This window comes from Ruegeria sp. YTSA075 (assembly GCF_059610245.1).
In genome coordinates, this window is record NZ_JBXWNG010000004.1 from 323,833 (window position 1) to 348,620 (window position 24,788).

The window sequence follows — 24,788 nt, forward strand, 5'->3', positions numbered from 1 at the left end:
GGCTCAGACCACTGTCACCACCGTTCCAATCGGAACCCGGTTGTACAGATCGACCACATGTTCATTCAGCATCCGGATGCACCCGTTCGAGGCTGCTCGCCCGATGGTCTGAGGTTGCGTCGTACCATGAATGCGGAAATAGGTATCGACCCCGTTCTGGAACAGATACAGCGCGCGCGCACCAAGCGGATTGTCGTTTCCACCGGGTTGTACATAGTCATTGTCTTTGAAGCGCGCATAGGCGACAGGGTCGCGCTCGATCATCTCATTCGTCGGTCGCCAGGTGGGCCATTCCTTCTTGACGTCGATGGTCGCGGTCCCCGTAAACTCCAGCCCCGCTTTGCCGACACCGCAGCCATAGCGGATCGCTTTGCGCGGTTCGGTCACGAAATAGAGGTAGAAGGATCGGGGCACGACCAGCAACTGACCGGGCAGGAATTGCTTTTTGATCCGCACATATTGCGGCGTTGGATCATACTCCACCGCCTTCTTGGCGCTGGCGATGCCGGGCATAAGGCTGACAGCCGTTCCGGCGAGAAACACGCGGCGTGTGAACATGGGTGAACCCCTTAAGAATGACCAACGCAATCATGACTATGCTGTCAGAATGATAGCAAATCTGGACAATTCTAGGGCAGATATCGCAAAAACGCGATATGTGCCGCCTGCGCACTCACTGGCGGAACAAAAAAGGGTGAGGATTTCCCCTCACCCTGCGCTTGGCTTAGGCCAGCTGGATATCGTCCGCGCTTTCACGGCCGTCACGACCCGAGCGCAGCTCGTATGTGACTTTCTGGTTGTCGGCCAGACCGGTCAGGCCCGAACGCTCGACAGCCGAGATGTGAACGAAGATGTCTTTGCCGCCATCTTCGGGTGCGATAAAGCCGTAGCCCTTGGTGGTGTTGAACCATTTTACGGTGCCTGAAGGCATGTCCGTGTCTCCTGTTTTGGTGCTGCCCACGGAGTTGCGGCAGCCTGGCGTCGTTGTCCGGATCGATAGACTGAGCGCCGTAGAAGGAGACAGTGGGTCGAAATAGAAAAACGTTAGCATCCCTGATATGGCATTGGGGTGGGCTTGTGGCAAGGGTGGAGTGTGCGGAATATACTTTGCTTTCAAGGCTCAATGGGTGTTTTGAACGGAAATCCGCCGAGTGAAAACTAACCGTCCGCTCGCCAGTATTCGTCAATCCATCGCGATATTCGCGCAGGTCGGGTTGATGCGGAGTGGAGCGGTGTGATCACCGAGGGACCGTTCGGAGAGCCGTAGGATGGGGTTTCACCCCATCCTTTGAGAGGTTGGAGCTTGGAAGTCTATTGGTGCACGGGAACAGATCGTGCGAGTGTTCGGGTATGATCGTTGAGTGGGTGATGGGGTGAAACCCCATCCTGCGCTTGCTGATCATAACGCAGAAATTAGCTTTGATGCAGCGTTTTTGACCAGCTAACACCTATGGTTTCAAGAGACGAAAATTCGTCACTTTCAAATCTATATCTATCATCTGAATACGGATGCATTGAGGATTGAATCGCCGCTGTCTCTGCGACTCCAAGGCTTTCGTACCACGAAGGTTTGAAGTAGATGTTCTCAACATGTGACAGAGACACTGCCAGAGCAAACTTTGCTAGTTCGCTAGGGTTGATGACAGACATGTCGCAGATGTACTTTCTAACATCTTGTCGTTTGTTTCCTTGAAACCCACCAACAACCAAGTAGCTCCTGTCGCCGATACTGCCAGTGAACAGTCCGACATGGCTCCATTGAAACGCCAACTTTTCTCCGACCATTACTTCTTCTCCCGTGACGCTTTGCATTGGTGCAAATGCGCCAGTTGCCGAGAAGGGTAATGGTGTATCGAATTCTGCAGCAAAACAGTAGAAGTCCTTTAAACTGCTGGTGTGAATGCTCTTCTGAAGCTTTTTGTGAGTCAATTTTACATCCTCGTAGCCCATCTTTGCACCACGAAGGTTAGCTTCGAACACTTTTTTAGACTCTTTGGATGAAACCAACTTCGAGTTCAGTAGCTCTTGGTTGAACGTGATAGATCGTCTTTTCTTGAAGCATTCCAGCGAAATGGCGCGATAGCAAAGCAGTAGTGCTGTGCGCTCAGTCATTCCATGAAAACCGTCTTCGACTTCAAGAAAAATGTCGTTGTCATGCCGTTTACAAAACCCGTCAAAAACGGATGCTTGCCGAACCCCAATCTTTTTGAACAGCTGAGGCTTCATAGTAGGTAGTGCCAGCGGGTCTAATCCGAGAACGTGACCGTTTTCGGATATGTTTTTGAGAGCGCCTTTATTGTGTAATGAATGGCTACCTATCGTACGGTTCTTGCATCTAAGGTCTTGGATGTCGCGATAGAGGCATTGTTCTGGTCTTCTTCCAACAAGCTTTTTGAGCTTAGCCAACCCCTGAGATAGGTTCTGCTTCACCGCGCAAACTTCTTATGCTTCAACCGCTTGGGCTCCAGCGCGTCTGGTCCCAGACGGCGCTTTTTGTCCTCTTCGTAATCCTCGAAATTGCCCTCGAACCACTCCACATGCGCGTCACCCTCGAACGCCAGAATATGCGTACAAATCCGGTCGAGGAAGAAGCGGTCGTGCGAGATGACCACAGCACAGCCTGCGAAGTCGACCAGTGCGTCTTCCAGTGCGCGCAGGGTTTCGACGTCCAGATCGTTGGTCGGCTCATCCAGCAGCAGGACGTTGCCGCCCTCTTTCAACAGGCGGGCCATGTGGACACGGTTGCGCTCACCGCCGGATAGCAGCGAGACCTTTTTCTGCTGGTCGCCACCCTTGAAGTTGAAGGACGAGCAATAGGCGCGGGAATTGACCTGCGCGTCACCCAGTTGGATGATCTCAGCGCCGCCGGTGATCGCCTCCCACACGGTGTCGTTGTCTTTCAGGTCGTCGCGGGACTGGTCGACATAGGACAGTTCGACCGTGTCGCCCAGCGTGATGGTGCCGCTGTCGGGCTGTTCCTGCCCGGTGAGCATCTTGAACAGGGTCGATTTACCCGCACCGTTGGGGCCGATGACGCCGACAATGCCGCCGGGGGGCAGGGCGAAATCCAGCCCTTCGATCAGTTGCTTGTCGCCCATGTGTTTCGACAGGCCCTCAACCTCGATCACTTTGCCACCAAGGCGCTGGCCGTTGGGGATGACGATCTGGGCGCGGGTCAGCTTTTCGCGTTCGGACTGGTCTGCCAGCTCGTTATAGGCGTTGATCCGGGCCTTGGATTTGGCCTGACGGGCCTTCTGACCCTGACGCATCCATTCCAATTCGCGCTGCAGGGTTTTCTGCTTGGACTTGTCCTCGCGCGCTTCCTGTTCGAGGCGCTTGGCCTTTTGTTCCAGCCACGCGGAATAGTTGCCCTCGTAAGGAATGCCGCGGCCACGGTCGAGTTCCAGAATCCAGCCGGTGATGTCATCCAGGAAATAGCGGTCATGGGTGACGATCAGGATGGTGCCCTTGTAGTCGATCAGGTGCTGTTGCAGCCAGGCGATGGTCTCGGCGTCAAGGTGGTTGGTCGGCTCATCGAGCAGAAGCATGTCGGGCGCTTCCAACAGCAGCTTGCAGAGCGCCACACGGCGTTTCTCACCGCCCGAGAGATTGGCGATGTTGGCATCGTCCGGCGGGCAGCGCAGCGCCTCCATGCTGACGTCGATCTGGCTGTCGAGGTCCCAGAGATTCTCCGCGTCGATCGCGTCCTGAAGGGTGGTCATCTCCTCCATCAGCTCGTCCGAGTAGTTCTCGGCAATCTCCATGGCGATCTCGTTGAACCGGTCGACCTTGGCCTTCTTCGCGGCGACGCCCAGCATGACGTTTTCACGAACGCTGAGGCTTTCGTCCAACTGAGGTTCCTGCGGCAGATAACCAACCTTGGCACCCTCAGCCGCCCACGCCTCACCGGTGAAGTCGGTGTCGAGTCCGGCCATGATCTTCATCAGCGTCGACTTACCCGCGCCGTTGACGCCGACAACACCGATTTTCACGCCGGGCAGAAAGCTCAGGTGGATGTTTTCAAAGCACTTCTTGCCACCGGGATAGGTTTTTGAGACACCCTGCATGTGGTAGACATATTGATAGGCGGCCATATCGCGTCCTCTGGGTCGGGGAAATTGGGTTGAAACGCTTGATATCCAAGCGGGGCGGGCGGGGCAAGCTGGTGGCTTCGCGATTTTTGCACAGACCTTGCCCGGGCTAGAGTGGCCAAGGTTTGAAAGGCGCGTGAGATGACAGAACTTGCGGATTTGATTGCTGGGTGGGCAAAGCCTGGTGGGGTCGATTGGATCGGTGTGCGTCCAGCCCGGCGGACAGATATTGTTACTTTAGGCGACGCTGTGATTTCTACCGATGGTTTGGATGGAGATCGCAGTCGAGCGGGCAAGAGGGCGGTAACGTTAATCCAGCAGGAGCATTTAGCAGCGATTGGGTCGTATCTCGGGCTGGGGACGGTCACCCCGGAAATCCTTCGACGCAATCTGGTGGTATCGGGGATCAATCTGGCGGCCTTCAAAGGGCGTGAGGTGCGGGTGGGGGAGGCGATTCTGCGATTTACCGTGATCTGCGCGCCCTGCAGTCGGATGGAGGAGGCGCTGGGCAAAGGGGGCTATTCTGCGGTGCGGGGGCATGGCGGCTGGTGCGCTGAAGTCGTTAGACCGGGGCGCGTTAAGCTGGGTGACGCGGTGCAACCAGTTGATTGACAACGCCCCCCAGTTCTGAACATCAGCGAGGGATGGAGCGATACCATATTCCATATGCGCGACCCGGGCAGGTCATCGGGCTGTTCGGCGGGTCTTTTGACCCTCCACACAAAGGCCATGTGCATGTCACGCGCGAGGCGATGAAGGCGTTCGGACTGGATCGCGTGTGGTGGTTGGTATCTCCGGGGAACCCTCTGAAAGAGCACGGGCCTGCGCCATTGGCGCAACGGCTGCAGGCGGCGAAGGCTGTGATGCAACACCCGGGTGTTGAGATCACTGGTATCGAGGCGCGGACTGGAACGCGGGCGACGGCGGATACTTTGGCAGCGTTGCAGCGGCTTTATCCTCAGGTCAAATTCGTCTGGCTGATGGGGGCTGACAATCTGGCGCAGTTCCACAAGTGGAAAGATTGGCGTTTGATCATGGACAGCGTGCCGGTGGGCGTTGTGGCGCGTCCGGGGGATCGGATCTCGGCCCGGATGTCGCCAGCGGCGCGGCTCTATGCAAAGTACCGTATCGACGGGCAGGCGCGGCATTTGCTGGGGCGGGCGGACGCCCCGGCCTGGTGTTTTGTGAACGTGCCGATGGTGGATGTCAGCTCGACCCAGATCCGTAAACGTGGGGGTTGGAGCGCTTAGGTGTTGCCGGAATAGCCACACTATCTGCATATTCTCATGCAATGGTTGTCTGATTTTCATCTCTGGGATTTTAATTGACCCATGGTCGATCGTATTTCACGTCGTTTGTTTTTAGGGGGTGTTGGGGCGTCATTGATCCCGGCGATGGGTCTGGCCGGGCCGCCTTTGACCTCGTTGCGTCCTCAGCTTCGCGGCAAGCAGTTGACTGGGGCGGATCGCCTGGTTCAAGCGGCCGGGCTGCGTGGAGAAGTTGTGTTCGCCGTGGCCGATGTGGACACAGGCGCGCAACTTGAGAGCTATCAGGGAGAGCTTGGATTGCCCCCTGCGAGTGTCGGCAAAGCCTTGACGGCGCTTTATGCGCTGGATGTTTTAGGCGCCGATCACCGTTTTGAGACCAGATTGCTGGCGGATGGGCCTGTCGTAAACGGGGTTTTGCAGGGGGATCTGATCCTGGCAGGCGGCTGCGATCCGCTGTTGGACACGGATGACCTGGCGTCGATGGCGGCCAATTTGCGAAATGCTGGGATCACCGAGGTACGCGGGGCTTTCAAAGTCTATGATGGCGCGCTGCCCTTCGTGTTCAGCATTGATCCGGGTCAGCCGGATCATCTGGGTTATAGCCCGGCCATCAGCGGAATTTCTTTGAATTTCAACCGGGTGCATTTTGAATGGAAGCGGGAGGGCACTGACTACGCTGTCAGCATGGACGCCCGTACCGCCAAGTATCGCCCCGATGTGGATATGGCCGCGATGCAGGTCGAGGGGCGCAGCCTGCCGATCTATACCTACCAGGCCAGTGCGCGTCAGGATCGCTGGACAGTAGCCAAGGCGGCTTTGGGGAATGAAGGTGCGCGCTGGTTACCGGTGCGCAAGCCTGCGCTCTATGCCGGGGATGTGTTCAAAACGCTGGCACGGGCTAATGGGATTGTCCTGGGGCGGGTTGAGGTCACCCGGCAAACACCAATGGGCACGGTTCTGGCCGTGCACCAAAGTGATCGTTTGGACAGTATCCTGCGCGGGATGCTGAAGTATTCGACGAACCTGACGGCTGAAACCGTGGGCATGGCTGCCACCCGGGCGCGCGGTGTGACGCCACATTCACTGGCAGAGTCAGCGGCTGAGATGAACCGGTGGGCGTCTGAGACCTATGGCGTCAATCAAATTGCGATGGTGGATCATTCTGGCTTGGGCGATGCGTCGCGTATGGCACCGGGAGATCTGGTCTCAGCCCTGGTTCAGGCACGGAAAACGGGGGCCTTGAGGCATTTGCTGAAACCATTTGCCTTGACCGACAGTCAGGGTCGGGCGGTCAAGGATCACCCGATCAAGGTTGATGCCAAAACCGGCACCCTGAACTTCGTATCAGGTTTGGGTGGTTTTCTGACGACGGCGGACGGGTCAGAGCTGGCCTTTGCGATTTTCACCGCAGATGTGGCTCATCGTGCCACGATCACCCGTGCGCAGCGTGAACGCCCCGAAGGCGCGCGCGCCTGGAATCGGCGGTCGCGCAAGTTTCAGCGTGCATTGATTGAACGATGGGGTGCGCTCTACGGCAGTTGAGCGTGGACTGCGTTAAACGACGTGACGCGCGCGTGCACCACGCTCGATGGCGGCAGCATGCAGGCGGTCAATGCTCAACTCGTACCGGATTTCTTCCAGTAGGCGCAGTTCAGACTCGGCCAAAGACCCATCTGCGGCGGCCACGTCGCAGGCCAGCGCATAAGCCGTTTCGTTCAGACGCTCGGGCAGGTTGTCGCGGATCAAGCCAAACAGCGCATCCAGACCGTCTTCTTGTTCGAACAGATCGAACACGGTTTGCGAGATACGGCGCATGCGATCGGCGTCATAGCCTGCAAAAACCGGTAGCATGTTCACGGCGCCCTGAATCTTGACCAGCTCGGCGGTACGGATGTTTTCGTCCGAAGCGGAGACCGCAACCATGATCGCCACAAGGCAATCCTGCGGGGACATGGGATGAGGGATTTGATCGGGCATGGAGTGTGTCCTGCGTGAAGGTTTTCAAAGCTGTACGATATGTGTGGGCGCGTGCGGGTTCAACAGCTTGTTTCGTCGCATTCTTTGTCGTTGGTTCAGGTGCGCCGACCCTGCCAGCCAAGCGGGCTGAAACAGGCGAATATCACTGCCGCCACGCAGACAATTGATGGGCCGGCGGGCGTGTCGAAAATGTAGGCCGCCCTGAGGCCTGCAACCGACGAAAGCGCGCCGATCCCGGCGGCAATCATTGCCATCGATTCTGGCGAGCGGGCCAGGCTGCGCGCGGCGGCGGCTGGGATAATCAGCATGGCTGCGATCAACAGAACTCCCACAACCTTGATGGCGACGGCAACCGTGACAGCAAGCGCCAGGGTCAGGATCAACTGTTCGCGCTTAGGGTTATAGCCACTCGCGTAGGCCAATTCCTCATTCAGGGTCGCGGTCAACAGAGGAGACCAGCGCCAAGTGATCAAGGCCACAACCAATGCGGCCCCACCCCAAATGACGATCAGGTCGGATTTCGAGACGGCGAGAATATCACCAAACAGATAGGCCATCAGGTCAATGCGAACACCCGACAGGAACGAGACGGCGACAAGACCAAAGGCCAGCGCTGAATGGGCCAGCACGCCCAATAGGGTATCCATTGCATAGCCTCTGCCTGCCAACAAAGTCACCGTAAGTGCCATGATCAAAGCTACCGCAAGCGCTCCGGTAAACACGGAAATCTGGAATGTCAGGGACAAGGCGACGCCCAAGATGGCGGCATGCGCGGTTGCATCGCCGAAATAGGCCATCCGACGCCAAACGACGAAACACCCCAAGGGCGCTGCTGCCATAGCCACGCCAATCCCGGCGAGCGTTGCCCGAGTCATGAAATCATCAAGCATTATTCAGCGGCTTCCTGCGGGTTTGCGTGGTCGTGGTGGTGATGATCGTGATCATGGCGGTAAAGAGCCAGTGCGCCGCCCGTGCCTGTGCCAAACAAGGCGCGGTATTCAGGGGCCGAGGCGACCACTGCAGGTGAACCTTCGCAACAGATATGCCCGTTAAGGCAGATCACGCGGTCCGAGGCGCTCATCACCACGTGTAGTTCGTGACTGATCATCAGGATTGCGCAGCCAGTATCGCGCCGGACATCCTCAATCTGGCGATAAAACGCGGCAGAGCCGGGCTGATCCAAACCTTGGGTCGCTTCGTCCAACAGCAGGAGTTCAGGACGGTTGATCAGGGCACGGGCTAGAAGGACCCGTTGGAACTGACCACCGGATAGCTGCGACATCTGGCGTTTCAGCGAGTCTGGTACGCCCGCTGTTTTCAACGCTTCGGCGCAATCCTGTTTTGATACCCGATCTGTAAGGCGCATGAAGCGATCAACCGAAATGGGCAGCGTTGGGTCGATATGCAGTTTTTGCGGAACATACCCGATTTGTAGCCTTGGCTTGCGCTCGACGCGCCCGGCTGCGGGTTGTGTGGCGCCGATGATTGCACGCAACAAGCTGGTTTTGCCTGAGCCGTTGGGCCCAACAATCGTTACAATCTCGCCCGGGTTGATGTCCATGTTTACATGGCTCAACACGGTGTGCGCGCCATATCGGACGACAAGGTCTTTGACAGAGACGAGTGCCATCGTCAGCGTTTCTCGATGCAATCGGGGCAGATGCCTTCGGCCTCGACGACTGTACGTTCGATTTCGAACCCTACGGCGCGTGCTGCAGCCCCAAGCGCACCCTTGGCGGGGGCTGAATAGGCCTCGGCCACGGCATCGCATTTGCGACAGATCATGAAGGCGGGTGAATGGGACCCGCCGGGATGTGCGCAGGCGACGAAGGCATTGAGACGCTCAATCTTATGGGCAAAGCCATTCTCCACCAGAAAATCCAGGGCACGATAGGCAACGGGTGGCTGTGATCCGAACCCCTCGTCGCGCAGGCGATCCAGAATACCATATGCGCCCAGTGCGCGATGTTCCTGCAGCAGCATCTCTAACACCTTGCGGCGAACAGGCGTTAGCCGTAGCCCTTCTGCCTCGCAGCGTGCCTGCGCGGTGGCCAGCCCGGTTTCAACGCAGGAGGCGTGATCGTGCTTGGCAAAGCCAATCAGGTCGGCGTTGTCGGCCGGGGTCGATGGTGTCTCGCTTGTCATGTTATTATATATCATGTATGTCGCTGCTGACGTTATAAAATCACATAGGGTGTCTGATGTCCAGAAAGCTTCTTCCTGTTTCGATCACGGCGGTTTTGATGGGGGGGACGGCCTTGGCCGAGGTCCCCAATGTGGCCGTCGATATCGCTCCGGTTCATTCACTTGTCGCGCGTGTTATGGACGGTGTTGGTGAGCCAGATCTGATTGTACAAGCAGGCGCATCCCCTCATGAATACAGCCTGCGCCCGTCTGAAGCTGCCGCATTGCAAAAGGCGGACCTGGTGTTCTGGATGGGCGAGGACCTGACGCCGTGGATGGAAGGCGCGGTCGAAACGCTGACAGATGGTGCGACCGTTACTACTTTGCTGGAGTCAGACGGCACGATCTTGCTGGATTTCCGTGAAAACGCGCTGTTCGAAGCGCATTCCCACGACAATCATGACGACCACGATGACCATGGGCATGATGATCACGATCATGACCACGAGGATGATCACGCCAAACATGATGACCATGATCATGCCAAGGAAGACGATCACGATCATGACGATCATGCTGACGCGAAAGATCATGACGACCATGACCACGGCGAAGGACACGCGGACCATGACGATCATGACCACGAAGACCATGCAGGTCACGACGATCATGATGATCATGACGGGCACGATCACGGGGCGCATGATCCACATGCATGGCTATCGCCTGAAAATGCGAGCACATGGCTGAACCTGATCGCGGCACAACTGTCGGCTGCTGACCCGGACAATGCCGGCACCTATTTTGCAAATGCTGCTGCGGCGCGTGAAGAGATGGCCGCGCTGTCTGCTGAGGTTGCCCAGACGCTCGAACCAGTGCGCGGTGGCAGCTTTATCGTTTTCCATGACGCCTATCAGTACTTCGAAAACGATTTTGATTTTCCGGCGGCGGGTGCCATTTCGTTGGGGGATGCGGCCGATCCAAGCCCGGCGCGCATCGCTGAAATCCAGGGTCGCATCACCGGTGAAGGTGTCGATTGCGTTTTGGCGGAACCGCAGTTCAATCCGGGGATCATCGAAACGGTTCTGGGGGGAACCGAGGCGAATACCGGTGTGATTGATCCGCTGGGCTCGGACCTTGAGCCGGGCAAGGACCTGTATCCACAGCTCATTCAAAACATGGCCAAGACTTTGGCTGAGTGCCTCTAAAGTAGCGCCGATCCCGACCGGATCCGCAAGTTCGGTCGGGATACCCTGCTGGAAGTTTCGTAGCTGTTGAACACGGTTTCCAGTTTTCCCTTTTAATGTCCGCATTCGTCAGCTTGGCAGGCCGTCCTGATTGCCCGACGCAGTTGTGACGAATCGGAAAAAGCATGTGTCGTTATTGACTCATGCTGCGCTTGCACAATAGGAGGGGTCGGTCCGATGGCATGGGGCGATCGGGACGGTTTTCCCTTATGGAGCACACCAAAAAATGTCTGAACTGCGCGATACCGCCATGACGTCCAAGGCCTGGCCTTTTGAGGAGGCGCGCCGGTTGCTCAAACGGTACAAACAAGGTGCTCCGGAGAAAGGATATGTGCTGTTCGAGACGGGCTATGGCCCATCTGGCCTGCCCCATATCGGTACGTTCGGCGAAGTTGCGCGGACTACGATGGTCAAGCGCGCGTTCGAGGCGCTATCTGATATCCCTACCAAGATGATCTGTTTTTCGGACGATTTGGACGGGATGCGGAAAGTACCCAGCAATGTGCCGAACCCAGAGATTCTGGAGCAGCATTTGCAGCGTCCGTTGACCTCGGTGCCCGATCCGTTTGGCGAGTACGATAGCTTTGGCGCGTATAACAACGCGATGTTGCGGCGTTTTCTGGATACGTTTGGGTTTGAGTACGAGTTCTATTCGGCCAAGGAATTCTACGAATCCGGCCAGTTTGACGAGGTGCTCAAGCGCGCGGTCGAACGGTATGACGAGATCATGGCGATCATGCTGAAAAGCCTGCGCGAAGAACGCCAGCAAACCTATTCGATCTTCCTGCCGCTGCACCCCGAAAGCGGCCGTGTGATGTATGTGCCGATGAAAAAGGTCTGTGCCGAGACCTATACCGTGACCTTTGACGATGAGACCGGCAAGGAATGGACCGTTCCTGTCACCGGTGGCAACGTCAAGCTGCAGTGGAAGCCGGATTTCGGCGCACGCTGGGCGGCTTTGGGCGTCGATTTTGAGATGTATGGCAAGGAACATGCCACCAACGAGAAAATCTATGACGCGATCTGCCGAGCCTTGGGTGGTCGTGCGCCGGAGCATTTCTCGTATGAACTGTTTCTCGATGAGAACGGGCAGAAGATTTCGAAATCGTCGGGCAACGGTGTGTCGATTGATGAATGGCTCACCTATGCACCGACCGAGTCGCTGGCGTACTTCATGTATCAGAAGCCCAAGACGGCAAAGCGGATGCATTTTGATGTGATCCCCAAGGCCTATGATGAGTATCATCAGCAGCTTCGCGCCTATCCGGGGCAAGACCTGAAGGCACAATTGAACAACCCAGTCTGGCATATCCACGGCGGGGATGTTCCCGAATCGACGCTGATTGTACCGTTTGCGATGATGCTCAATCTGGCATCGGTGTCCGGGGCGGAAGACAAAGAGGCACTGTGGGGCTTTATGCGGCGCTATGCGCCGGAGGCCACGCCCGAGACTCATCCTGATCTGGATCAGGCGGCGGGCTTTGCGGTGCGGTACTTTAACGACTTCGTCAAACCGACGCGTATACACCGCGCGCCGACGGATCAGGAACGTGAGGCGTTGGAGGCGTTGAAAGCGGCGTTGGAAACTTATGATGGTCCGATGGAAGACGAGGCACTGCAATCGGTCGTCTACTCTATCGGACGCGAGCGGTTCGATCCCCTGCGGGGCTGGTTCACGGCGCTTTATGAGGTGCTGCTGGGCGCGTCGCAAGGTCCGCGTTTTGGTGGCTTCATCGCGCTCTATGGTGTGCCCGAAACCATTGCCCTGATTGACAAGGGGCTGGCCGGAGAATTGGTCTGATTTGACCTGAAACCGCGTGGGGCTACCCTTTGTTCAGGAGGTGGCCCCATGCGTCGTATTTTGCTTGTTCTGTTTCTGAGCTTTGGATTGGCCCCAATCGCAGCGGCCCAGAACGCCGAGATCGAAGCCAATATCGCGGCTCAGATACAGGCTTTCGAAGCGGATGATTTTGACACCGCCTTTACCTATGCCAGCCCCAATATTCAAAGGTTGTTCCAAAACCCTGACAATTTCGGCGCGATGGTGCGTGGTGGATACCCGATGGTTTGGCGGCCAGCGGAGGTGCGGTTTCTGGAACTGCGTGAGATCGCGGGGTTGTTGTGGCAAAAGGTGATGATTGTGGATGGGGATGGCCAGATCCACATATTGGATTACCAGATGGTGCAGCAAGGCGATGCCTGGAAAATCAATGGTGTACAGCTGCTACGCAACACTGATCCCTCTGCCTGATGCAACACCACCGTAACGGTGGGATGAACTGCGGTTAATTCCTTTTCGATACTCAGACTTTCGCGTTCGGGCTGGACCCGAGCACCGGGTTTGAACGTGTCGCTGTGATGCGCGACGCGATTGGGAAAGGGATTTCTATGAACAAGGCAATCACCGACGGCATCGTCTTCATGCCGCCTCAGTTCGCCAATGGGTTGGACGTTTGGTCCGCAGGGGATGGAACCCCGGGTACGCCAACTTATGCCGGTTCCGGCACAGGCGTGTTTGTTCCGGCGGATGCAGATTTTGGCGGCTGCCTTGAGATTCTGAAGGTCAATCCGACGCAGCAATTGCGTTACATGGGCCAAACACCGTTGCTGCCGGGCTGCTATTTGCAGATCAAGGCGCGCGTCAAGGCGATCAGTGGTCCGTTGCCTGAGGTGCGGATCGCGGCCTGGGCAGGTGGTGCCGGAGAGGTTCATGTTGACGGTGTGATCGAAGAGGGTCCCGCGACGCAGCTGTCCGGCTATGGCGAAGTGCATGAAATCACCGCCATCGTTGGAACCGGGCGCCGACCGGGTGTCGACATGCCGTGGGGCGTTTCAGCCTTGTATGGGCATTTTGGCCTGGACATTGAGGGCGCAAATGGCGCGCTGGTGCGTGTGGACGATATAGAAATTACAGACGTGACCGGCGTTTTTCTGCGCGAGATGATCAGCATCGTCGATGTTCGGGATTTTGGTGCAATTGGTGATGGTATCACCGATGATTCAGCGGCATTTGAGGCCGCTGACCAGGCCGCTGGCGGGCGTCGGATTTATGTCCCACAAGGCACATACCATCTGGGTGAGAACACCAGCATTGCGTCCGAGATGGATTTTGAGGGCACGGTTACGATGCCTGATGACAAGATGCTGCTGCTGACCAAGAATTTCGATCTGCCCGCCTATATCACTGCATTCGGTGATGAGGAGTTGGCCTTTAAGAAGGCGTTTCAGGCCTTGCTTAACAATGCCGACCACGACTCGTTGGATCTGGCGGGCCGGAAGATCTCGGTTACAGGTCCGATTGATATGGCCGCTGCTGTGCCAAACAAACAGGGTTTCTCGACACGCCGTGTTATCCGAAACGGCCAGTTTGATGTCAAAAGCAGTTCGGATTGGGATACAGAGAGCTTCACTTCAGTTGCCACATATGACCCTTCGGATGCCACCCGCCTGACAGATGTGGCGAATGTGGCGAATATTCCCGTTGGTTCGTTGGTGCAGGGTGCGGGCGTCGGGCGTGAGATTTATGTGCGATCCAAGGATGTGGGCGCAGGTGAAATCACACTGAACGCACCGCTTTATGATGCCTCGGGAACGCAGACATATACGTTCCGGTCCTTTAAATACCTGCTGGATTTCAGCGGCTTCAGCACCTTGCGCAAGTTTGGGATGGAGCAGATTGAATTTCAGTGCAACAGCCGATGCAGCGCTATTCGGCTGGCCCCATCGGGCAGTACGTTTTCGCTGACCGATTGCTTTGTTAGCCGTCCTAAGGATCGAGGCATCTCGTCAATTGGCACGGGCTGCAAAGGGATGCTGATCGACAACTGCCAGTTCTTGTCGGCCGAGGAATCCTTTATCGTCCCCGACCGGAACTCGATCGCGCTGAATACAAACGCAAATGATGTTAAATTGCGCCACAATCGCATTGTTCGGTTCAAGCACTTTGCTGTTGTCGGCGGTGACAACAACATGATCCTTGGCAACCACTTTTTCCAAGGTGATAGCATCCCTCAAGGCGTACGGACGGCAGGTCTGATCATGATCGGGACCTATAACAGTTCGACGATTGCCGAGAACTATGTGGACAACTGCTTTATCCAATGGACGAATGAGCGGGACGCGGAACCCAGTTACGTCTCGGGCTATTCTTTCAGTGCAATGAGCATCACGGACAATATCTTCTATTCAAGCGAGGCACCGCCTTGGTTCAGCTATATCGTGATCCGCCCGCACGGGCCCGGCCACTTTCTGAATGGTCTTGCGGTGACGGGAAACAAGTTCCGGTCCAGCAGCAGTGATATTGAACGTGCTGAGCGCGTGGATACCACTTTTGCCGACCTCAACAAAGATGCACACATCAACGTGACGTTCCAGAACAACACATATCACGGGGTCGACAAGAAGGCGGCGAACCCGTTGAGGGTTCGTCATAACCAGAATACGGCCAGCAGCTTCTGGGCCATCGGGACATCCGAACAGCTGCCATTTGGAGGCAAAGCCCGGAGTTGTGATGCGGTTACGCTGTTGGGGCCGACCGTTAGTCTCTTCGGATCGGTCAGGTTCTTCACGCCCTATGTCCAGCTTGAACAGGGTGTCGATGGCAGCAGCGTCAATCTGCAATGGCCAGAAAACCTGTGGGGCGCAGCATCTGTTCTGGTCAGGATGGAAAGCTGATGATTGCGGCCGCCCTTTTTAGGGCGGCTACTTTCCGTACAAAGGAAATGGACGACATATCAGTTCTCTGTGCTACGCTTGATCTAGCCACAGGAGGAGCAGATGCCGACCATAGCAAAAAATACCAGCGTACAGACCGTCATCACAACGTTTGAAATGACCCCGGGCACCTGTCACGATCTGCTTGACGCGTTGAAAGATGCCTATGCCGAGTTCATCTCGAAGCAACCGGGGTTCATTTCGGCCGGGTTGCACGTGAACGATGCCCAGACCCGGATTGCCAATTACTCACAATGGGAACGGCGCGAGGATTTTCTTGCCATGTTGCGCACGTCCGAGATGCGCAACCGGAACCGCAAGATCAACGAGATGTGCAAGAGCTTTGAGCCGGTCATGTATGACGTGGCCGATACGTTTGATCACCCGTAACCGGCGGTCTTCCAATGACCAGATGGGCGTATGTGTCACAGCTTTGAGCTATTAGGCTGAATTCGCCTCGGCTTCGCCACAAATGAGGTTTAGATTCGGCCCATGGATCTGGATAACACGATGCAAAAGCCTGAGAGCCAAAGCCAGACACCGACAAAGCGGCAATTGCGAGCCGAAGCGACACGCCGCAAGGCGCTGTCGCCCTTCCGGATTTCGCTCATGCTGCTTGCTTTGCCCATTACCACGCTGTTGCTGGCTGTGAATATCTATATCCGGACGTCCGAATATGACCGTAACGGGGCCCTCCTGCATCTGATCGCCTTAACAGGTTGCTCAGCGCCCGAGGCGATTGGCTTTGGCCCGTTCCGCAAAGGCTATGCGGGCTATCACGAACGCTATGACCCGGACGGGAACGGTGTGTCCTGTGAAAGATCGGGTTCGGTGCAGGTTCAAAGCACCCCCGCGCAACGCAGCAATGATGCGCCCGTACGCTCGGTCGGAAACGCGAAATTCGTGCGGCCGTGATCTGAAGGTCGGGGTGACCCGCCGCTGCTATGAGAGCTGAGCGCCCGCACAATCGCGAAAGATGCGCACCTCGGGCGCCGCGCCATCCAATGGAAACTCGGCAAGACCGTCCTGCGTAAAGGCATAGGCGGTCTGATTATATTCCAGCCCATCCAGAACATTGCCAAACCCGGTATCCGTGACGGTCAGCGAGGCCGCATTGTCCGACAACACATGGCGCGGCGTGGCGATTTCAATCGGGTTCGGGCCGTCAAAGCGCATGGCAAACCATGGGGTCTGAGTCCAACCCTCGGTCTTGCGGGTGACGGTCAGCGTATAAAGCGGTTGAGCTGGGTCGTAGGTCAGGAAGATCTCTGCTTGGTCGGTGCTGTGTGACAGGGTGCAGATTTGCCCGACTGTCGCCTCCCATGCAGAGGCCGGGGTGGCGAGGATTATTGAGAGCAGGACGGTACGCATGATTGGTAACTTAGCTGCCAATGGGCCTCGGGCAAGGATGGGGATCCGCTTCAACGACTGAGGCAGACCCTACGCGATACGGCCTGATTAAAGGCGCTGACGGATTTTCCTGAGAGGCGCGCCAGATCCTCGGCCAGCACCACGCGGGTGCCGCGCACCCGGTGAATGGCGCTTTGGACCTCATGTGTGGAGGGCAGGGTGTTCGTCATGGCAACCGTTTGGAATCACAATTTGTGATTTCAAACGTGGAGGAGGGAGCGCTGGGCTGCAAGAGTGGAATATGAACAGGTATTACCGCGACTGTGACGATATGGTGGTTTCATCAGACGAACGATTGCCCTTGAATTCTAGATCTATCTAGATTATCTAGAACTTAGATTGGAGGTTCTAGATGAAAGAAATTCAAGTATCAACCGACGTCTTTGCCTTGATCTGGTCGTTGCGAATTCGCGGCGAAGAAAACGAAGACGATATTCTCAGAAGGGTTTTGAGTCGGGAGAATAATAAATCACCAGAGTCAAAGCAGCAAAAGTCTAATGATAGACACGGTTTGGTTGATCGTCGATTTGGAGTGCAGTTCAGCGAAGGCTTCCAGATACACAGAACGTATCTGGGAATAGAGTACCAAGCAATCGTCGTTGGCGGGCAGTGGCAAATTTCCGGATTAAATGGCAGATATTCAACGTTAAATGAGTTAAGCCGCGCGATCGGAACAAAAACTGAAAACGCATGGGTCAATTGGTTTTTTATTGATGCATCCGGTCAACGCCAACCTGTTTCGGTTCTTCGAGACCCAAATACTGTCACCACACGAAACCAAAAAAAAGCGAACCCTCAAAGGAGTAATGATGACATGATGGAGACCGATGCAAGATGGTGTGACGATGTTAGGTCGGCCTTAAATGAATTGGGTGGCAGGGCGCACCTGTCGAAGATTTACGAGAAAGTGGAAGAAATCAGACAAGGTGCAGGTAGATCTACGCCTAAGAGTCTAGAGGAAGTGGTTCGGAAAGAACTGGAAATGCGATCATCTGACTCGGAAGTTTACGACGAAGTGCGAGGAGAGGATTGGTTTTGCTTGCCTGAGGGCAAAGGAGTGGGAATTTGGGCCTTAAGAAGCTAGTTCCCAGTCGCTGGTAGCTTTCAACCGTCTGAGTTACCGCTTCCGCCTCTTTACATTTCCACCCCGTTGCCCCGGTCTGCCAGCCGTTGACCTTCCGCGTGATTTCACAGCATCCTCGGATGCCTTCTCCACCGCCCATTGGCGTGCCATTGGGTCGTCGGCGACGGCCAGATCGACCGCTTCCAGACGTTTGATCTCATCCCGGATGTTGGCGGCCTCTTCGAATTCCAGGTTCTCGGCGGCTTTGCGCATCTGGTCGCGCAACCCGTCCAGATGGGCCTCAAGGTTGGCGCCGTGCATCGGTTTGTCGATGGTGGCGGTGACGCGGTTCATGTCGACGTCACCTTGGTAAAGGCCGGCCAGAACGTCCTCGACATTCTTTTTCACCGTCGCAGGCGTGATGCCGTGTTCCTCGTTATAAGCGATCTGCTTGGCGCGGCGGCGGTTGGTTTCGCCCAAGGCACGTTCCATCGAGCCGGTGATCTTATCGGCATACATGATCACCCGGCCGTCGGCGTTCCGCGCGGCGCGGCCGATGGTTTGGATCAGCGAGGTCTCGGACCGCAAAAAGCCTTCTTTATCCGCGTCCAGAATGGCGACCAGCCCGCATTCGGGAATGTCGAGCCCCTCGCGCAGCAGATTGATGCCGATCAGCACGTCGAACGCCCCCAGCCGCAGGTCGCGCAGGATTTCGATCCGTTCCAGCGTGTCGATATCCGAGTGCATGTAGCGGACTTTTATTCCCTGTTCGTGCAAGTATTCGGTCAGGTCCTCGGCCATGCGTTTGGTCAGCGTGGTGACCAGCGTGCGGTAACCATCGGCGGCGACCTTGCGGACCTCGTCCAGCAGATCATCGACCTGCATGCTGACGGGGCGGATTTCGACCTCGGGGTCCAAGAGGCCGGTGGGGCGGATCACCTGTTCGGTGAAAACGCCGCCGGTCTGTTCGATCTCCCACTTGGCCGGGGTGGCCGAGACGAAGATGGATTGCGGGCGCATGGCGTCCCATTCCTCGAATTTGAGGGGGCGGTTGTCCATGCAGGATGGCAGGCGGAACCCGTGTTCGGCCAGCGTGAACTTGCGCCGATAGTCGCCCCGGTACATGCCGCCGATCTGCGGCACTGACACGTGGGATTCGTCGGCGAAGACGATGGCATTGTCAGGGATGAATTCGAACAGGGTTGGGGGCGGCTCACCCGGTGCACGGCCGGTCAAGTAGCGCGAATAGTTCTCGATTCCGTTACAGACGCCGGTCGCCTCAAGCATTTCCAGATCGAAGTTGGTGCGTTGTTCAAGCCGTTGGGCCTCCAGCAGTTTGCCTTCACCCACCAGCTGATCCAACCGGATGCGGAGTTCCTTTTTGATACCGATGATCGCTTGGTTCATCGTCGGCTTAGGCGTCACGTAGTGCGAATTGGCGTAAACGCGCACGTGTTCCATCGTGGCCGCGCGTTCACCGGTCAGCGGATCGAACTCGGTGATGGTCTCCAGTTCTTCACCGAAGAACGAGAACTTCCATGCGCGGTCCTCCAGGTGAGCAGGCCAGATTTCCAAGGAATCTCCGCGCACCCGGAACGAGCCGCGTTGAAACGCCTGATCGTTGCGGCGGTATTGCTGGGCCACAAGATCAGCCATCACCTGTCGCTGGTCGTACTCATTGCCCACTTTCAGGTCCTGCGTCATCGCCCCGTAGGTTTCGACCGAGCCGATACCGTAGATGCAGGACACCGAGGCCACGATGATCACGTCATCGCGTTCCAGCAGAGCCCGCGTTGCCGAGTGCCGCATCCGGTCGATCTGTTCGTTGATCTGGGATTCTTTTTCGATATAGGTGTCGGAGCGCGCGACATAGGCCTCGGGTTGATAATAGTCGTAGTAGGACACGAAGTATTCGACCGAGTTCTCAGGGAAGAAGCCCTTGAACTCACCATAGAGCTGCGCCGCCAATGTCTTGTTCGGTGCAAGGATGATCGCAGGGCGCTGAGTCTCTTCGATCACCTTGGCCATGGTGAAGGTTTTGCCCGTGCCGGTCGCACCTAGCAGAACCTGATCTCGCTCGCCGTCCAGAACACCGCCCGCCAGCTCTTTAATCGCAGTCGGCTGGTCGCCTGCGGGGGCGAATTCGGTGTGCATGACAAACTGCTTGCCGCCCTCCAGTTTCAGGCGCGCGCGAACATCTTCTGTTGTCATTTGGGTCTTGTCGGAATGGGCGTATGGCATGGGCAGGCTCCGGGTCAGGCCCCTACATTTGTTCTTATTTTGTCCGTCTGCAAGGGCTGATCCTGGTAAGATATGGACTTATGCGGCTGAAATCAGGCCGCAGCGGCGTAGCGGCTACCCGTGCCGTATGGGTGGATACATGGGATCGATCCTGAAAACTGGGCTCGTATGATCACTTAAACCCAGCTGATGACAGTTTTTGTCATAAGCTGGGTCCCAAAATTTCCGATGGTTGGCAAAGTGTTGGCCCGACTGTACGGGATGGGCCAACATGCTGACGCGGTCCTATCCAGATACGCCAGCCCGTTCCAATGCCAGGCCGGGCCAATCCGTGATCTGCGCGGGGTCGGTCACGATAATCTCCGGCCGCCCGGTGTCATCATCCGGGAACATCTTGGTGGGGCCTGTGACATACGCGTAGGAGCGACGCGGTTGCTCCTCTCCATCCGCGCGATAGCGGTTCAGGATCAGGTTCATCACATCCTCGCCGCCGCCGACATTCCCGTTTGGAATGAACAACTGGTAGGGCTGGGTCAGGCTGCCGGTGTGAAACAGGATATGATCGCCCGAGGTGGGCGTGAAATCGCGCAATTCAATGAATACGGTTGTTTCTTGACCAGCCTTGGCGATTTCGACCAGGCGATCGTAATCCAGCCGAGTGTTGAACATGTTGATCTCGGGGTTCCGGCGCTTGATTTCGCGGTAGCCTTCAATGATGCGTGCCCGCAGGTCCCACCATGTTGTCAGGGCGGCATAGTTGCGCATGACCGAGCCATTGTTGGCCACCTGGTCCCAGATGCCCAGCGTGGCCGATTGCGCTATGCGCTCGGCCTCGCGATAGCGGTCATGCAAATGGGCAAATTCGGCATAGCCGTATTTCTGGAAATAGGGTGAAAGGCCTTCCTGAATCATCACTTGCTGAAAATCAGTGCCGTCTTCCAGTTCGAGATAGCAGAGAACCCGACCAAAATTACCCCGGTACTTCTGCAAGGCTTCGGCACGTGGCTCGTTTCCCGGTAGGATCAGTTTGACCGTATCCCCGGGTGCAATCAGTTCCTTGGCGCGGTCGGATGCAGCGTGACCAAGCGGGGTAACCGGTTTACTGCCGGCAAATACTTCTTCGGTATCAAGCGCCAAAATGCGCAAGCTTTCGCTTTTGTCGGCATCGTCGTCCAGAAAGACACGAACGGTATCCCCATCAACAACACGGTCCACACGGGCGGTAAAAGATGTCCCTGACATCGGGCTTCTCCAATCAATTGAAACAAACACTCCAAGGATACCATGTTTGCGCGACAGTTTGTTAACTGTTGTGCGTGCAGTCTTGCCCCTTACGGCACACTGGCGCATAAACACGCCAGCCAAGTGAGTACGGAGAGGCGACATGCGCGCACGGATTTACCAGCCCGCCCGAAATGCGATGACCTCGGGCATGGCCAAGACCCGCAAATGGGTGCTGGAATATGCCCCTGCCTCGGCGCGCGAGGTTGATCCGCTGATGGGCTGGACCTCATCCAACGATACCCAGACCCAGGTGCGTCTGAAGTTCGACACCAAGGAAGAAGCGTTGGATTATGCCAAAGACAATGGCATCGATGCACAGGTAAGCGAGCCGCACAAGCGCAAACCCAACCTGCGGCAACGCGGTTATGGCGAGAATTTTGCCACCGACCGCCGCGCGCCCTGGACCCACTAAATGATCGAGATTCGCGCCGCTGATCCCGGATCAGAGGCTCTGCGTCCGATTATTGAGGCCCATCTTGCCCATAGTTGGGAGGCAACGCCGCAGACCTCAAATCATACTCTGGATGTCGAGGCTCTGCGCGCGCCCGAGATTCGGTTTTGGGGTGTTTTCGAAGATGATGTGGCGCTTGGGTGCGGAGCGCTCAAAACCCTTCCCGATGGCACGGCCGAGGTGAAATCGGTCCATGTTGTGTCGTCAGCACGCGGTCGCGGCCTTGCACGTGAGATCATGACCTATTTGGCTGACTTGGCCAAAGCCGAGGGAGTTTCCGCGCTTGTATTGGAAACCGGCGCGGCCCATCTTTCCGAATACGACGCGGCACGCAAACTCTACGAGGCGCTGGGATATTCTTATTGCGGCCCGATCTTTGGCTATGAAGAAGATCTCAACAGCGCGTTCATGCGCTTGGCCCTTGAACCCCGCTTATAAAAACCGCAAGAAGGGCGCAGCGGTCCCTTAGCTCAACTGGATAGAGCAGCTGACTTCTAATCAGCAGGTTGAGGGTTCGAGTCCTTCAGGGATCGCCAATTGCAAACAAACCGTTGAGGCGGAACGCTACCATTGTTTTGAAATCTACCTTCTGTTCCGGCGATTTCATCGAATAGCCCGCAACCTCTCATGGGCATCAGCGTCGCCGAACCTTCCGATGCTCGTCTAAGCTACTTCGAAGGAGCAGATGCAAGTAGGTAGTAGTCTTTGACAGGATGGCTATCTGGCAGGCTACGAATATTCCGGATCGGACGGTCAGACGCGACGGCCATGTTGCAGAGGAACTCAAGTAGTGGTTCACTCAGTCTCTCTTTTTTGTCACTTAGTATTAGCCCCCTCTTTTGTAGGTAGTGAAGGAGAAGAGCATCTTTACGGTTAGTATGGGCCATTTTCCACTTAGGAAAATACCTTTTGGGTATCTCTCCCTGGAAAACCAACGACAGGCTTGAATGCTGCGGATCGGCAGAGACGATATCCCATATCTTGTTCAGCTCCGCTTTCTCCCCCTCAAGCCATTGCAAAAACAACCGATTCTCAAAATGTAGTTGACCCGTCACCGAGAGAGCGCTGTTCCGTGCTCTGGCGCGCGTGACGATATTTTGAAGAGCTTCGTCTGAGATACCATCTCGGGCAAAGCTATAGTAGAGGATTCCACTGAGTTGAGACATAACGATACCCCGATCTAACCTACACAAACTATTGCAACCCAGTCGAAATTGGGGGGCGCATAGAAAAAACGTTGCTTTCGTTAGCGAAGTAATCGGGCAAGAATGTGACGAAGGTCTAGGCTTGTGGTAGTCCCATGCTGTCATTGCCACCGTGTATCTTTTTGACATTATAGTGATGGTGGCAAGCAAGGGTTTGGTTCCGGGGGCACTCTGACGACGCCTGTCTGCTTGGAGGCTTGTTTGAGGCAGAATGCATCTGCCGCCATCATCTCAGACACCGTCTTCCATTTGCTTGCCAGACAAAACCAATGAAACACCACCCCACAAGTAGCCTTAGCAATTATCGTATTGTACAAGGGGGTTCGAGGGGCTGGGTGAGGGGGTTTGGGCCAGCCCCTCGCAAGGGGGTTATTCAGTGGTAATGTTAACCGCTGATTCACAATCTAGCGAAAGCCGACGATCCGCGAAATTGGGGGATTCCCGTAGAACAGACGATTTTTGTTTGGTCTCTGGGAAATGCTGCGGGAAAACATCGAGAATCCAACAGGCTGTCGCGCCCAAAAGGCCTGAAATTTCCAAGTGGTTCCGGCGCTTTGGTGATATGGAGGGATCGCCTAAAAAAACATCTTGCAACCGGTTGCAAAAATTAACATTGTGAAGCGCAACAGGATTCGGGAGAGATGCATGCTGAGTGTTGGACTGCTTGGGGCCGGTCGGATTGGGCGCGTTCATGCGCAGGCGATTACGGCGCATCCTGACAGCACCCTCTCTGCGGTCTCAGATGCGGTCGCCGACGCGGCGAGCCAGCTTGCGGGCGAATATGGCGCGCAGGTACGCAGTTCAGATGAAATCATTGCAGATCCCGCGATTGATGCCGTTCTAATCGCAACCCCAACAGATACGCATTCCGACCTGATCGAGGTGGCGGCGCAGGCGGGCAAGGCGGTTTTGTGTGAAAAGCCGGTGGATCTGGATTTGCAGCGTGCGGTGGCGTGTCAGGCAAACGTGGCGGATCACCAAAAGCCCATCATGATTGGGTTCAACCGCCGGTTCGACCCGAATTTCTCGGCGATGAAAGCCGCCTCGGATGCCGGAGAGATTGGCAAGACCGAGCTGCTTTCGATCACGTCCTTCGACCCTGCCCCGCCACCTGTAAGCTACATCAAAGTGTCTGGCGGGTTGTTTCGGGACATGATGATCCACGATTTTGATATGGCGAACTACCTTATGGGTGACCTGCCTGTGGCGATTTCAGCGGTTGGATCTTCGGTAGTTGATCCCGAAATCGGACAGGCTGGCGATGTTGATACAGCTGTCGCGACGCTGACCTATGCGGATGGTCGGATCGCGGTCATCAAGAACTCGCGCCGCGCGGCCTATGGCTATGACCAGCGGGTCGAGATTCTGGGATCCGAAGGGCTGCTGCAGGCTCAGAACGTGCTGGAAAACACCGTGATCAAATCCACCGCTGATGGCGTTGTCGGTGCCAAGCCGACATACTTTTTCCTCGAACGGTACATGACCGCCTACAAGGCTGAATGGGCCGCTTTTGTCGAGGCAATCACTGCGGGTACAGCCGTCCCGGTCACGCTGGAAGACGGTGTCGCGGCGCTGGCCATGGCCGAGGCGGCGACCCAATCCGCCGGGTCCGGAAGGCCGGTTCAACTTAGCGATATTTTGAAACCGGTTGCAAAATGAGTGAATTTATTCAAACTGAACGCAGCTCGGAACCTAGCCCGAGCCTTGGAGATTC

26 protein-coding genes and 1 tRNA gene are annotated in these 24,788 nt (G+C 56.3%); 14 read left to right on the top strand and 13 right to left on the bottom strand.

Features of this window, described 5'->3' with window-relative positions:
• Window positions 1–3: 3 nt before the first annotated feature.
• The 4 genes from AC2FGE_RS10165 to ettA all read right to left on the bottom strand — a co-directional run bounded on the left by AC2FGE_RS10165 (window position 4) and on the right by ettA (window position 4,094).
• On the bottom strand, window positions 4–558 hold the full coding sequence (locus AC2FGE_RS10165) for a L,D-transpeptidase (protein WP_496819104.1): 555 nt from the start codon (window positions 556–558) through the stop codon (window positions 4–6).
• 166 nt (window positions 559–724) lie between these two features.
• Window positions 725–931 carry a cold-shock protein gene (locus AC2FGE_RS10170; RefSeq protein ID WP_142635630.1) on the bottom strand — a complete coding sequence of 69 codons (207 nt, stop codon included), beginning with the start codon at window positions 929–931 and terminating at the stop codon, window positions 725–727.
• Between the two features lie 482 nt (window positions 932–1,413).
• Window positions 1,414–2,430 (bottom strand): hypothetical protein, encoded by a 1,017-nt coding sequence (locus tag AC2FGE_RS10175; RefSeq protein WP_496819105.1) that lies wholly within the window; start codon window positions 2,428–2,430, stop codon window positions 1,414–1,416.
• Complete coding sequence (gene ettA / locus AC2FGE_RS10180) at window positions 2,427–4,094, bottom strand: energy-dependent translational throttle protein EttA (protein ID WP_496819106.1); 1,668 nt, start codon at window positions 4,092–4,094, stop codon at window positions 2,427–2,429. Before ettA ends, AC2FGE_RS10175 begins: the two co-directional genes overlap by 4 nt.
• A gap of 138 nt (window positions 4,095–4,232) precedes the next feature.
• Here ettA and AC2FGE_RS10185 point away from each other — a divergent pair, with 138 nt between their 5' ends.
• The 3 genes from AC2FGE_RS10185 to dacB all read left to right on the top strand — a co-directional run bounded on the left by AC2FGE_RS10185 (window position 4,233) and on the right by dacB (window position 6,901).
• Window positions 4,233–4,703: an MOSC domain-containing protein gene (locus AC2FGE_RS10185; RefSeq protein WP_496819107.1), complete on the top strand. Its 471-nt coding sequence runs from the start codon at window positions 4,233–4,235 to the stop codon at window positions 4,701–4,703.
• A gap of 32 nt (window positions 4,704–4,735) precedes the next feature.
• Window positions 4,736–5,341, top strand: a complete 606-nt coding sequence (locus tag AC2FGE_RS10190; RefSeq protein ID WP_496819108.1) for a nicotinate-nucleotide adenylyltransferase — start codon at window positions 4,736–4,738, stop codon at window positions 5,339–5,341.
• Between the two features lie 81 nt (window positions 5,342–5,422).
• Window positions 5,423–6,901: a D-alanyl-D-alanine carboxypeptidase/D-alanyl-D-alanine endopeptidase gene (gene dacB / locus AC2FGE_RS10195; protein ID WP_496819109.1), complete on the top strand. Its 1,479-nt coding sequence runs from the start codon at window positions 5,423–5,425 to the stop codon at window positions 6,899–6,901.
• A 12-nt stretch (window positions 6,902–6,913) separates the two neighbouring features.
• Here dacB and AC2FGE_RS10200 read toward each other — a convergent pair whose 3' ends face one another.
• From AC2FGE_RS10200 to AC2FGE_RS10215, 4 genes are all read right to left on the bottom strand, one after another.
• A complete protein-coding gene (locus AC2FGE_RS10200; RefSeq protein WP_496819110.1) occupies window positions 6,914–7,336 on the bottom strand; it encodes a tellurite resistance TerB family protein in 423 nt (140 codons plus the stop codon).
• A 95-nt stretch (window positions 7,337–7,431) separates the two neighbouring features.
• Window positions 7,432–8,226 (bottom strand): iron chelate uptake ABC transporter family permease subunit, encoded by a 795-nt coding sequence (locus AC2FGE_RS10205; protein WP_496819111.1) that lies wholly within the window; start codon window positions 8,224–8,226, stop codon window positions 7,432–7,434.
• Window positions 8,226–8,966 (bottom strand): metal ABC transporter ATP-binding protein, encoded by a 741-nt coding sequence (locus AC2FGE_RS10210; RefSeq protein WP_496819112.1) that lies wholly within the window; start codon window positions 8,964–8,966, stop codon window positions 8,226–8,228. The genes AC2FGE_RS10205 and AC2FGE_RS10210 overlap by 1 nt, the downstream gene beginning before the upstream one ends.
• A gap of 2 nt (window positions 8,967–8,968) precedes the next feature.
• Complete coding sequence (locus AC2FGE_RS10215; protein ID WP_496819113.1) at window positions 8,969–9,481, bottom strand: transcriptional repressor; 513 nt, start codon at window positions 9,479–9,481, stop codon at window positions 8,969–8,971.
• Between the two features lie 56 nt (window positions 9,482–9,537).
• Here AC2FGE_RS10215 and AC2FGE_RS10220 point away from each other — a divergent pair, with 56 nt between their 5' ends.
• The 6 genes from AC2FGE_RS10220 to AC2FGE_RS10245 all read left to right on the top strand — a co-directional run bounded on the left by AC2FGE_RS10220 (window position 9,538) and on the right by AC2FGE_RS10245 (window position 16,335).
• Window positions 9,538–10,668 carry a zinc ABC transporter substrate-binding protein gene (locus tag AC2FGE_RS10220; RefSeq protein ID WP_496819114.1) on the top strand — a complete coding sequence of 377 codons (1,131 nt, stop codon included), beginning with the start codon at window positions 9,538–9,540 and terminating at the stop codon, window positions 10,666–10,668.
• A 265-nt stretch (window positions 10,669–10,933) separates the two neighbouring features.
• A complete protein-coding gene (locus tag AC2FGE_RS10225) occupies window positions 10,934–12,508 on the top strand; it encodes a lysine--tRNA ligase (RefSeq protein ID WP_496819116.1) in 1,575 nt (524 codons plus the stop codon).
• A 48-nt stretch (window positions 12,509–12,556) separates the two neighbouring features.
• The gene (locus tag AC2FGE_RS10230) at window positions 12,557–12,958 is read left to right on the top strand and encodes a DUF4864 domain-containing protein (RefSeq protein WP_496819117.1); all 402 of its coding nucleotides are present in this window, start codon (window positions 12,557–12,559) and stop codon (window positions 12,956–12,958) included.
• Window positions 12,959–13,095: 137 nt separating this feature from the next.
• Window positions 13,096–15,381: a glycosyl hydrolase family 28-related protein gene (locus AC2FGE_RS10235; protein WP_496819118.1), complete on the top strand. Its 2,286-nt coding sequence runs from the start codon at window positions 13,096–13,098 to the stop codon at window positions 15,379–15,381.
• 102 nt (window positions 15,382–15,483) lie between these two features.
• Window positions 15,484–15,810 (top strand): antibiotic biosynthesis monooxygenase family protein, encoded by a 327-nt coding sequence (locus AC2FGE_RS10240; protein WP_496819119.1) that lies wholly within the window; start codon window positions 15,484–15,486, stop codon window positions 15,808–15,810.
• Between the two features lie 120 nt (window positions 15,811–15,930).
• Window positions 15,931–16,335: an excalibur calcium-binding domain-containing protein gene (locus AC2FGE_RS10245; protein ID WP_496819121.1), complete on the top strand. Its 405-nt coding sequence runs from the start codon at window positions 15,931–15,933 to the stop codon at window positions 16,333–16,335.
• 27 nt (window positions 16,336–16,362) lie between these two features.
• Here AC2FGE_RS10245 and AC2FGE_RS10250 read toward each other — a convergent pair whose 3' ends face one another.
• The gene (locus AC2FGE_RS10250) at window positions 16,363–16,791 is read right to left on the bottom strand and encodes a hypothetical protein (RefSeq protein WP_496819122.1); all 429 of its coding nucleotides are present in this window, start codon (window positions 16,789–16,791) and stop codon (window positions 16,363–16,365) included.
• Between the two features lie 50 nt (window positions 16,792–16,841).
• Window positions 16,842–17,000 carry an ORF6N domain-containing protein gene (locus tag AC2FGE_RS10255; protein WP_496819123.1) on the bottom strand — a complete coding sequence of 53 codons (159 nt, stop codon included), beginning with the start codon at window positions 16,998–17,000 and terminating at the stop codon, window positions 16,842–16,844.
• 182 nt (window positions 17,001–17,182) lie between these two features.
• On the opposite strand from AC2FGE_RS10255, the gene AC2FGE_RS10260 reads away from it, so the two are divergent.
• Window positions 17,183–17,914, top strand: a complete 732-nt coding sequence (locus AC2FGE_RS10260) for a hypothetical protein (RefSeq protein ID WP_496819124.1) — start codon at window positions 17,183–17,185, stop codon at window positions 17,912–17,914.
• 33 nt (window positions 17,915–17,947) lie between these two features.
• Here AC2FGE_RS10260 and uvrB read toward each other — a convergent pair whose 3' ends face one another.
• Both uvrB and AC2FGE_RS10270 read right to left on the bottom strand, forming a co-directional pair.
• A complete protein-coding gene (gene uvrB / locus AC2FGE_RS10265; RefSeq protein ID WP_496819125.1) occupies window positions 17,948–20,134 on the bottom strand; it encodes an excinuclease ABC subunit UvrB in 2,187 nt (728 codons plus the stop codon).
• Window positions 20,135–20,419: 285 nt separating this feature from the next.
• A complete protein-coding gene (locus tag AC2FGE_RS10270) occupies window positions 20,420–21,376 on the bottom strand; it encodes a thermonuclease family protein (RefSeq protein WP_496819127.1) in 957 nt (318 codons plus the stop codon).
• 142 nt (window positions 21,377–21,518) lie between these two features.
• Here AC2FGE_RS10270 and AC2FGE_RS10275 point away from each other — a divergent pair, with 142 nt between their 5' ends.
• From AC2FGE_RS10275 to AC2FGE_RS10285, 3 genes are all read left to right on the top strand, one after another.
• On the top strand, window positions 21,519–21,830 hold the full coding sequence (locus AC2FGE_RS10275; RefSeq protein WP_353011777.1) for an ETC complex I subunit: 312 nt from the start codon (window positions 21,519–21,521) through the stop codon (window positions 21,828–21,830).
• Entirely contained in the window at window positions 21,831–22,307 is a 477-nt protein-coding gene (locus AC2FGE_RS10280) for a GNAT family N-acetyltransferase (protein ID WP_496819129.1), read from the top strand.
• Window positions 22,308–22,328: 21 nt separating this feature from the next.
• Window positions 22,329–22,405 (top strand) — tRNA-Arg (locus AC2FGE_RS10285).
• Window positions 22,406–22,537: 132 nt separating this feature from the next.
• On the opposite strand, the gene AC2FGE_RS10290 is transcribed toward AC2FGE_RS10285, so the two are convergent.
• Window positions 22,538–23,035, bottom strand: a complete 498-nt coding sequence (locus tag AC2FGE_RS10290) for a BLUF domain-containing protein (protein ID WP_496819130.1) — start codon at window positions 23,033–23,035, stop codon at window positions 22,538–22,540.
• 684 nt (window positions 23,036–23,719) lie between these two features.
• Here AC2FGE_RS10290 and iolG point away from each other — a divergent pair.
• On the top strand, window positions 23,720–24,733 hold the full coding sequence (iolG, locus tag AC2FGE_RS10295) for an inositol 2-dehydrogenase (protein ID WP_496819132.1): 1,014 nt from the start codon (window positions 23,720–23,722) through the stop codon (window positions 24,731–24,733).
• Window positions 24,734–24,788: the final 55 nt, after the last annotated feature.

Excerpts from the sequence above, each read along its gene's own strand:
- iolG (WP_496819132.1), top strand. The coding sequence starts at position 23,720 with ATGCTGAGTGTTGGACTGCTTGGGGCCGGTCGGATTGGGCGCGTTCAT.
- AC2FGE_RS10215 (WP_496819113.1), bottom strand. The coding sequence starts at position 9,481 with ATGACAAGCGAGACACCATCGACCCCGGCCGACAACGCCGACCTGATT.
- AC2FGE_RS10225 (WP_496819116.1), top strand. The coding sequence starts at position 10,934 with ATGTCTGAACTGCGCGATACCGCCATGACGTCCAAGGCCTGGCCTTTT.
- AC2FGE_RS10255 (WP_496819123.1), bottom strand. The coding sequence starts at position 17,000 with ATGACGAACACCCTGCCCTCCACACATGAGGTCCAAAGCGCCATTCAC.
- AC2FGE_RS10260 (WP_496819124.1), top strand. The coding sequence starts at position 17,183 with ATGAAAGAAATTCAAGTATCAACCGACGTCTTTGCCTTGATCTGGTCG.
- AC2FGE_RS10245 (WP_496819121.1), top strand. The coding sequence starts at position 15,931 with ATGCAAAAGCCTGAGAGCCAAAGCCAGACACCGACAAAGCGGCAATTG.
- AC2FGE_RS10270 (WP_496819127.1), bottom strand. The coding sequence starts at position 21,376 with ATGTCAGGGACATCTTTTACCGCCCGTGTGGACCGTGTTGTTGATGGG.
- ettA (WP_496819106.1), bottom strand. The coding sequence starts at position 4,094 with ATGGCCGCCTATCAATATGTCTACCACATGCAGGGTGTCTCAAAAACC.
- AC2FGE_RS10290 (WP_496819130.1), bottom strand. The coding sequence starts at position 23,035 with ATGTCTCAACTCAGTGGAATCCTCTACTATAGCTTTGCCCGAGATGGT.
- AC2FGE_RS10185 (WP_496819107.1), top strand. The coding sequence starts at position 4,233 with ATGACAGAACTTGCGGATTTGATTGCTGGGTGGGCAAAGCCTGGTGGG.
- uvrB (WP_496819125.1), bottom strand. The coding sequence starts at position 20,134 with ATGCCATACGCCCATTCCGACAAGACCCAAATGACAACAGAAGATGTT.
- AC2FGE_RS10240 (WP_496819119.1), top strand. The coding sequence starts at position 15,484 with ATGCCGACCATAGCAAAAAATACCAGCGTACAGACCGTCATCACAACG.
- AC2FGE_RS10165 (WP_496819104.1), bottom strand. The coding sequence starts at position 558 with ATGTTCACACGCCGCGTGTTTCTCGCCGGAACGGCTGTCAGCCTTATG.
- AC2FGE_RS10280 (WP_496819129.1), top strand. The coding sequence starts at position 21,831 with ATGATCGAGATTCGCGCCGCTGATCCCGGATCAGAGGCTCTGCGTCCG.
- AC2FGE_RS10190 (WP_496819108.1), top strand. The coding sequence starts at position 4,736 with ATGGAGCGATACCATATTCCATATGCGCGACCCGGGCAGGTCATCGGG.
- AC2FGE_RS10210 (WP_496819112.1), bottom strand. The coding sequence starts at position 8,966 with ATGGCACTCGTCTCTGTCAAAGACCTTGTCGTCCGATATGGCGCGCAC.
- AC2FGE_RS10230 (WP_496819117.1), top strand. The coding sequence starts at position 12,557 with ATGCGTCGTATTTTGCTTGTTCTGTTTCTGAGCTTTGGATTGGCCCCA.
- AC2FGE_RS10220 (WP_496819114.1), top strand. The coding sequence starts at position 9,538 with ATGTCCAGAAAGCTTCTTCCTGTTTCGATCACGGCGGTTTTGATGGGG.
- AC2FGE_RS10170 (WP_142635630.1), bottom strand. The coding sequence starts at position 931 with ATGCCTTCAGGCACCGTAAAATGGTTCAACACCACCAAGGGCTACGGC.
- AC2FGE_RS10275 (WP_353011777.1), top strand. The coding sequence starts at position 21,519 with ATGCGCGCACGGATTTACCAGCCCGCCCGAAATGCGATGACCTCGGGC.
- AC2FGE_RS10250 (WP_496819122.1), bottom strand. The coding sequence starts at position 16,791 with ATGCGTACCGTCCTGCTCTCAATAATCCTCGCCACCCCGGCCTCTGCA.
- AC2FGE_RS10235 (WP_496819118.1), top strand. The coding sequence starts at position 13,096 with ATGAACAAGGCAATCACCGACGGCATCGTCTTCATGCCGCCTCAGTTC.
- AC2FGE_RS10205 (WP_496819111.1), bottom strand. The coding sequence starts at position 8,226 with ATGCTTGATGATTTCATGACTCGGGCAACGCTCGCCGGGATTGGCGTG.
- dacB (WP_496819109.1), top strand. The coding sequence starts at position 5,423 with ATGGTCGATCGTATTTCACGTCGTTTGTTTTTAGGGGGTGTTGGGGCG.
- AC2FGE_RS10200 (WP_496819110.1), bottom strand. The coding sequence starts at position 7,336 with ATGCCCGATCAAATCCCTCATCCCATGTCCCCGCAGGATTGCCTTGTG.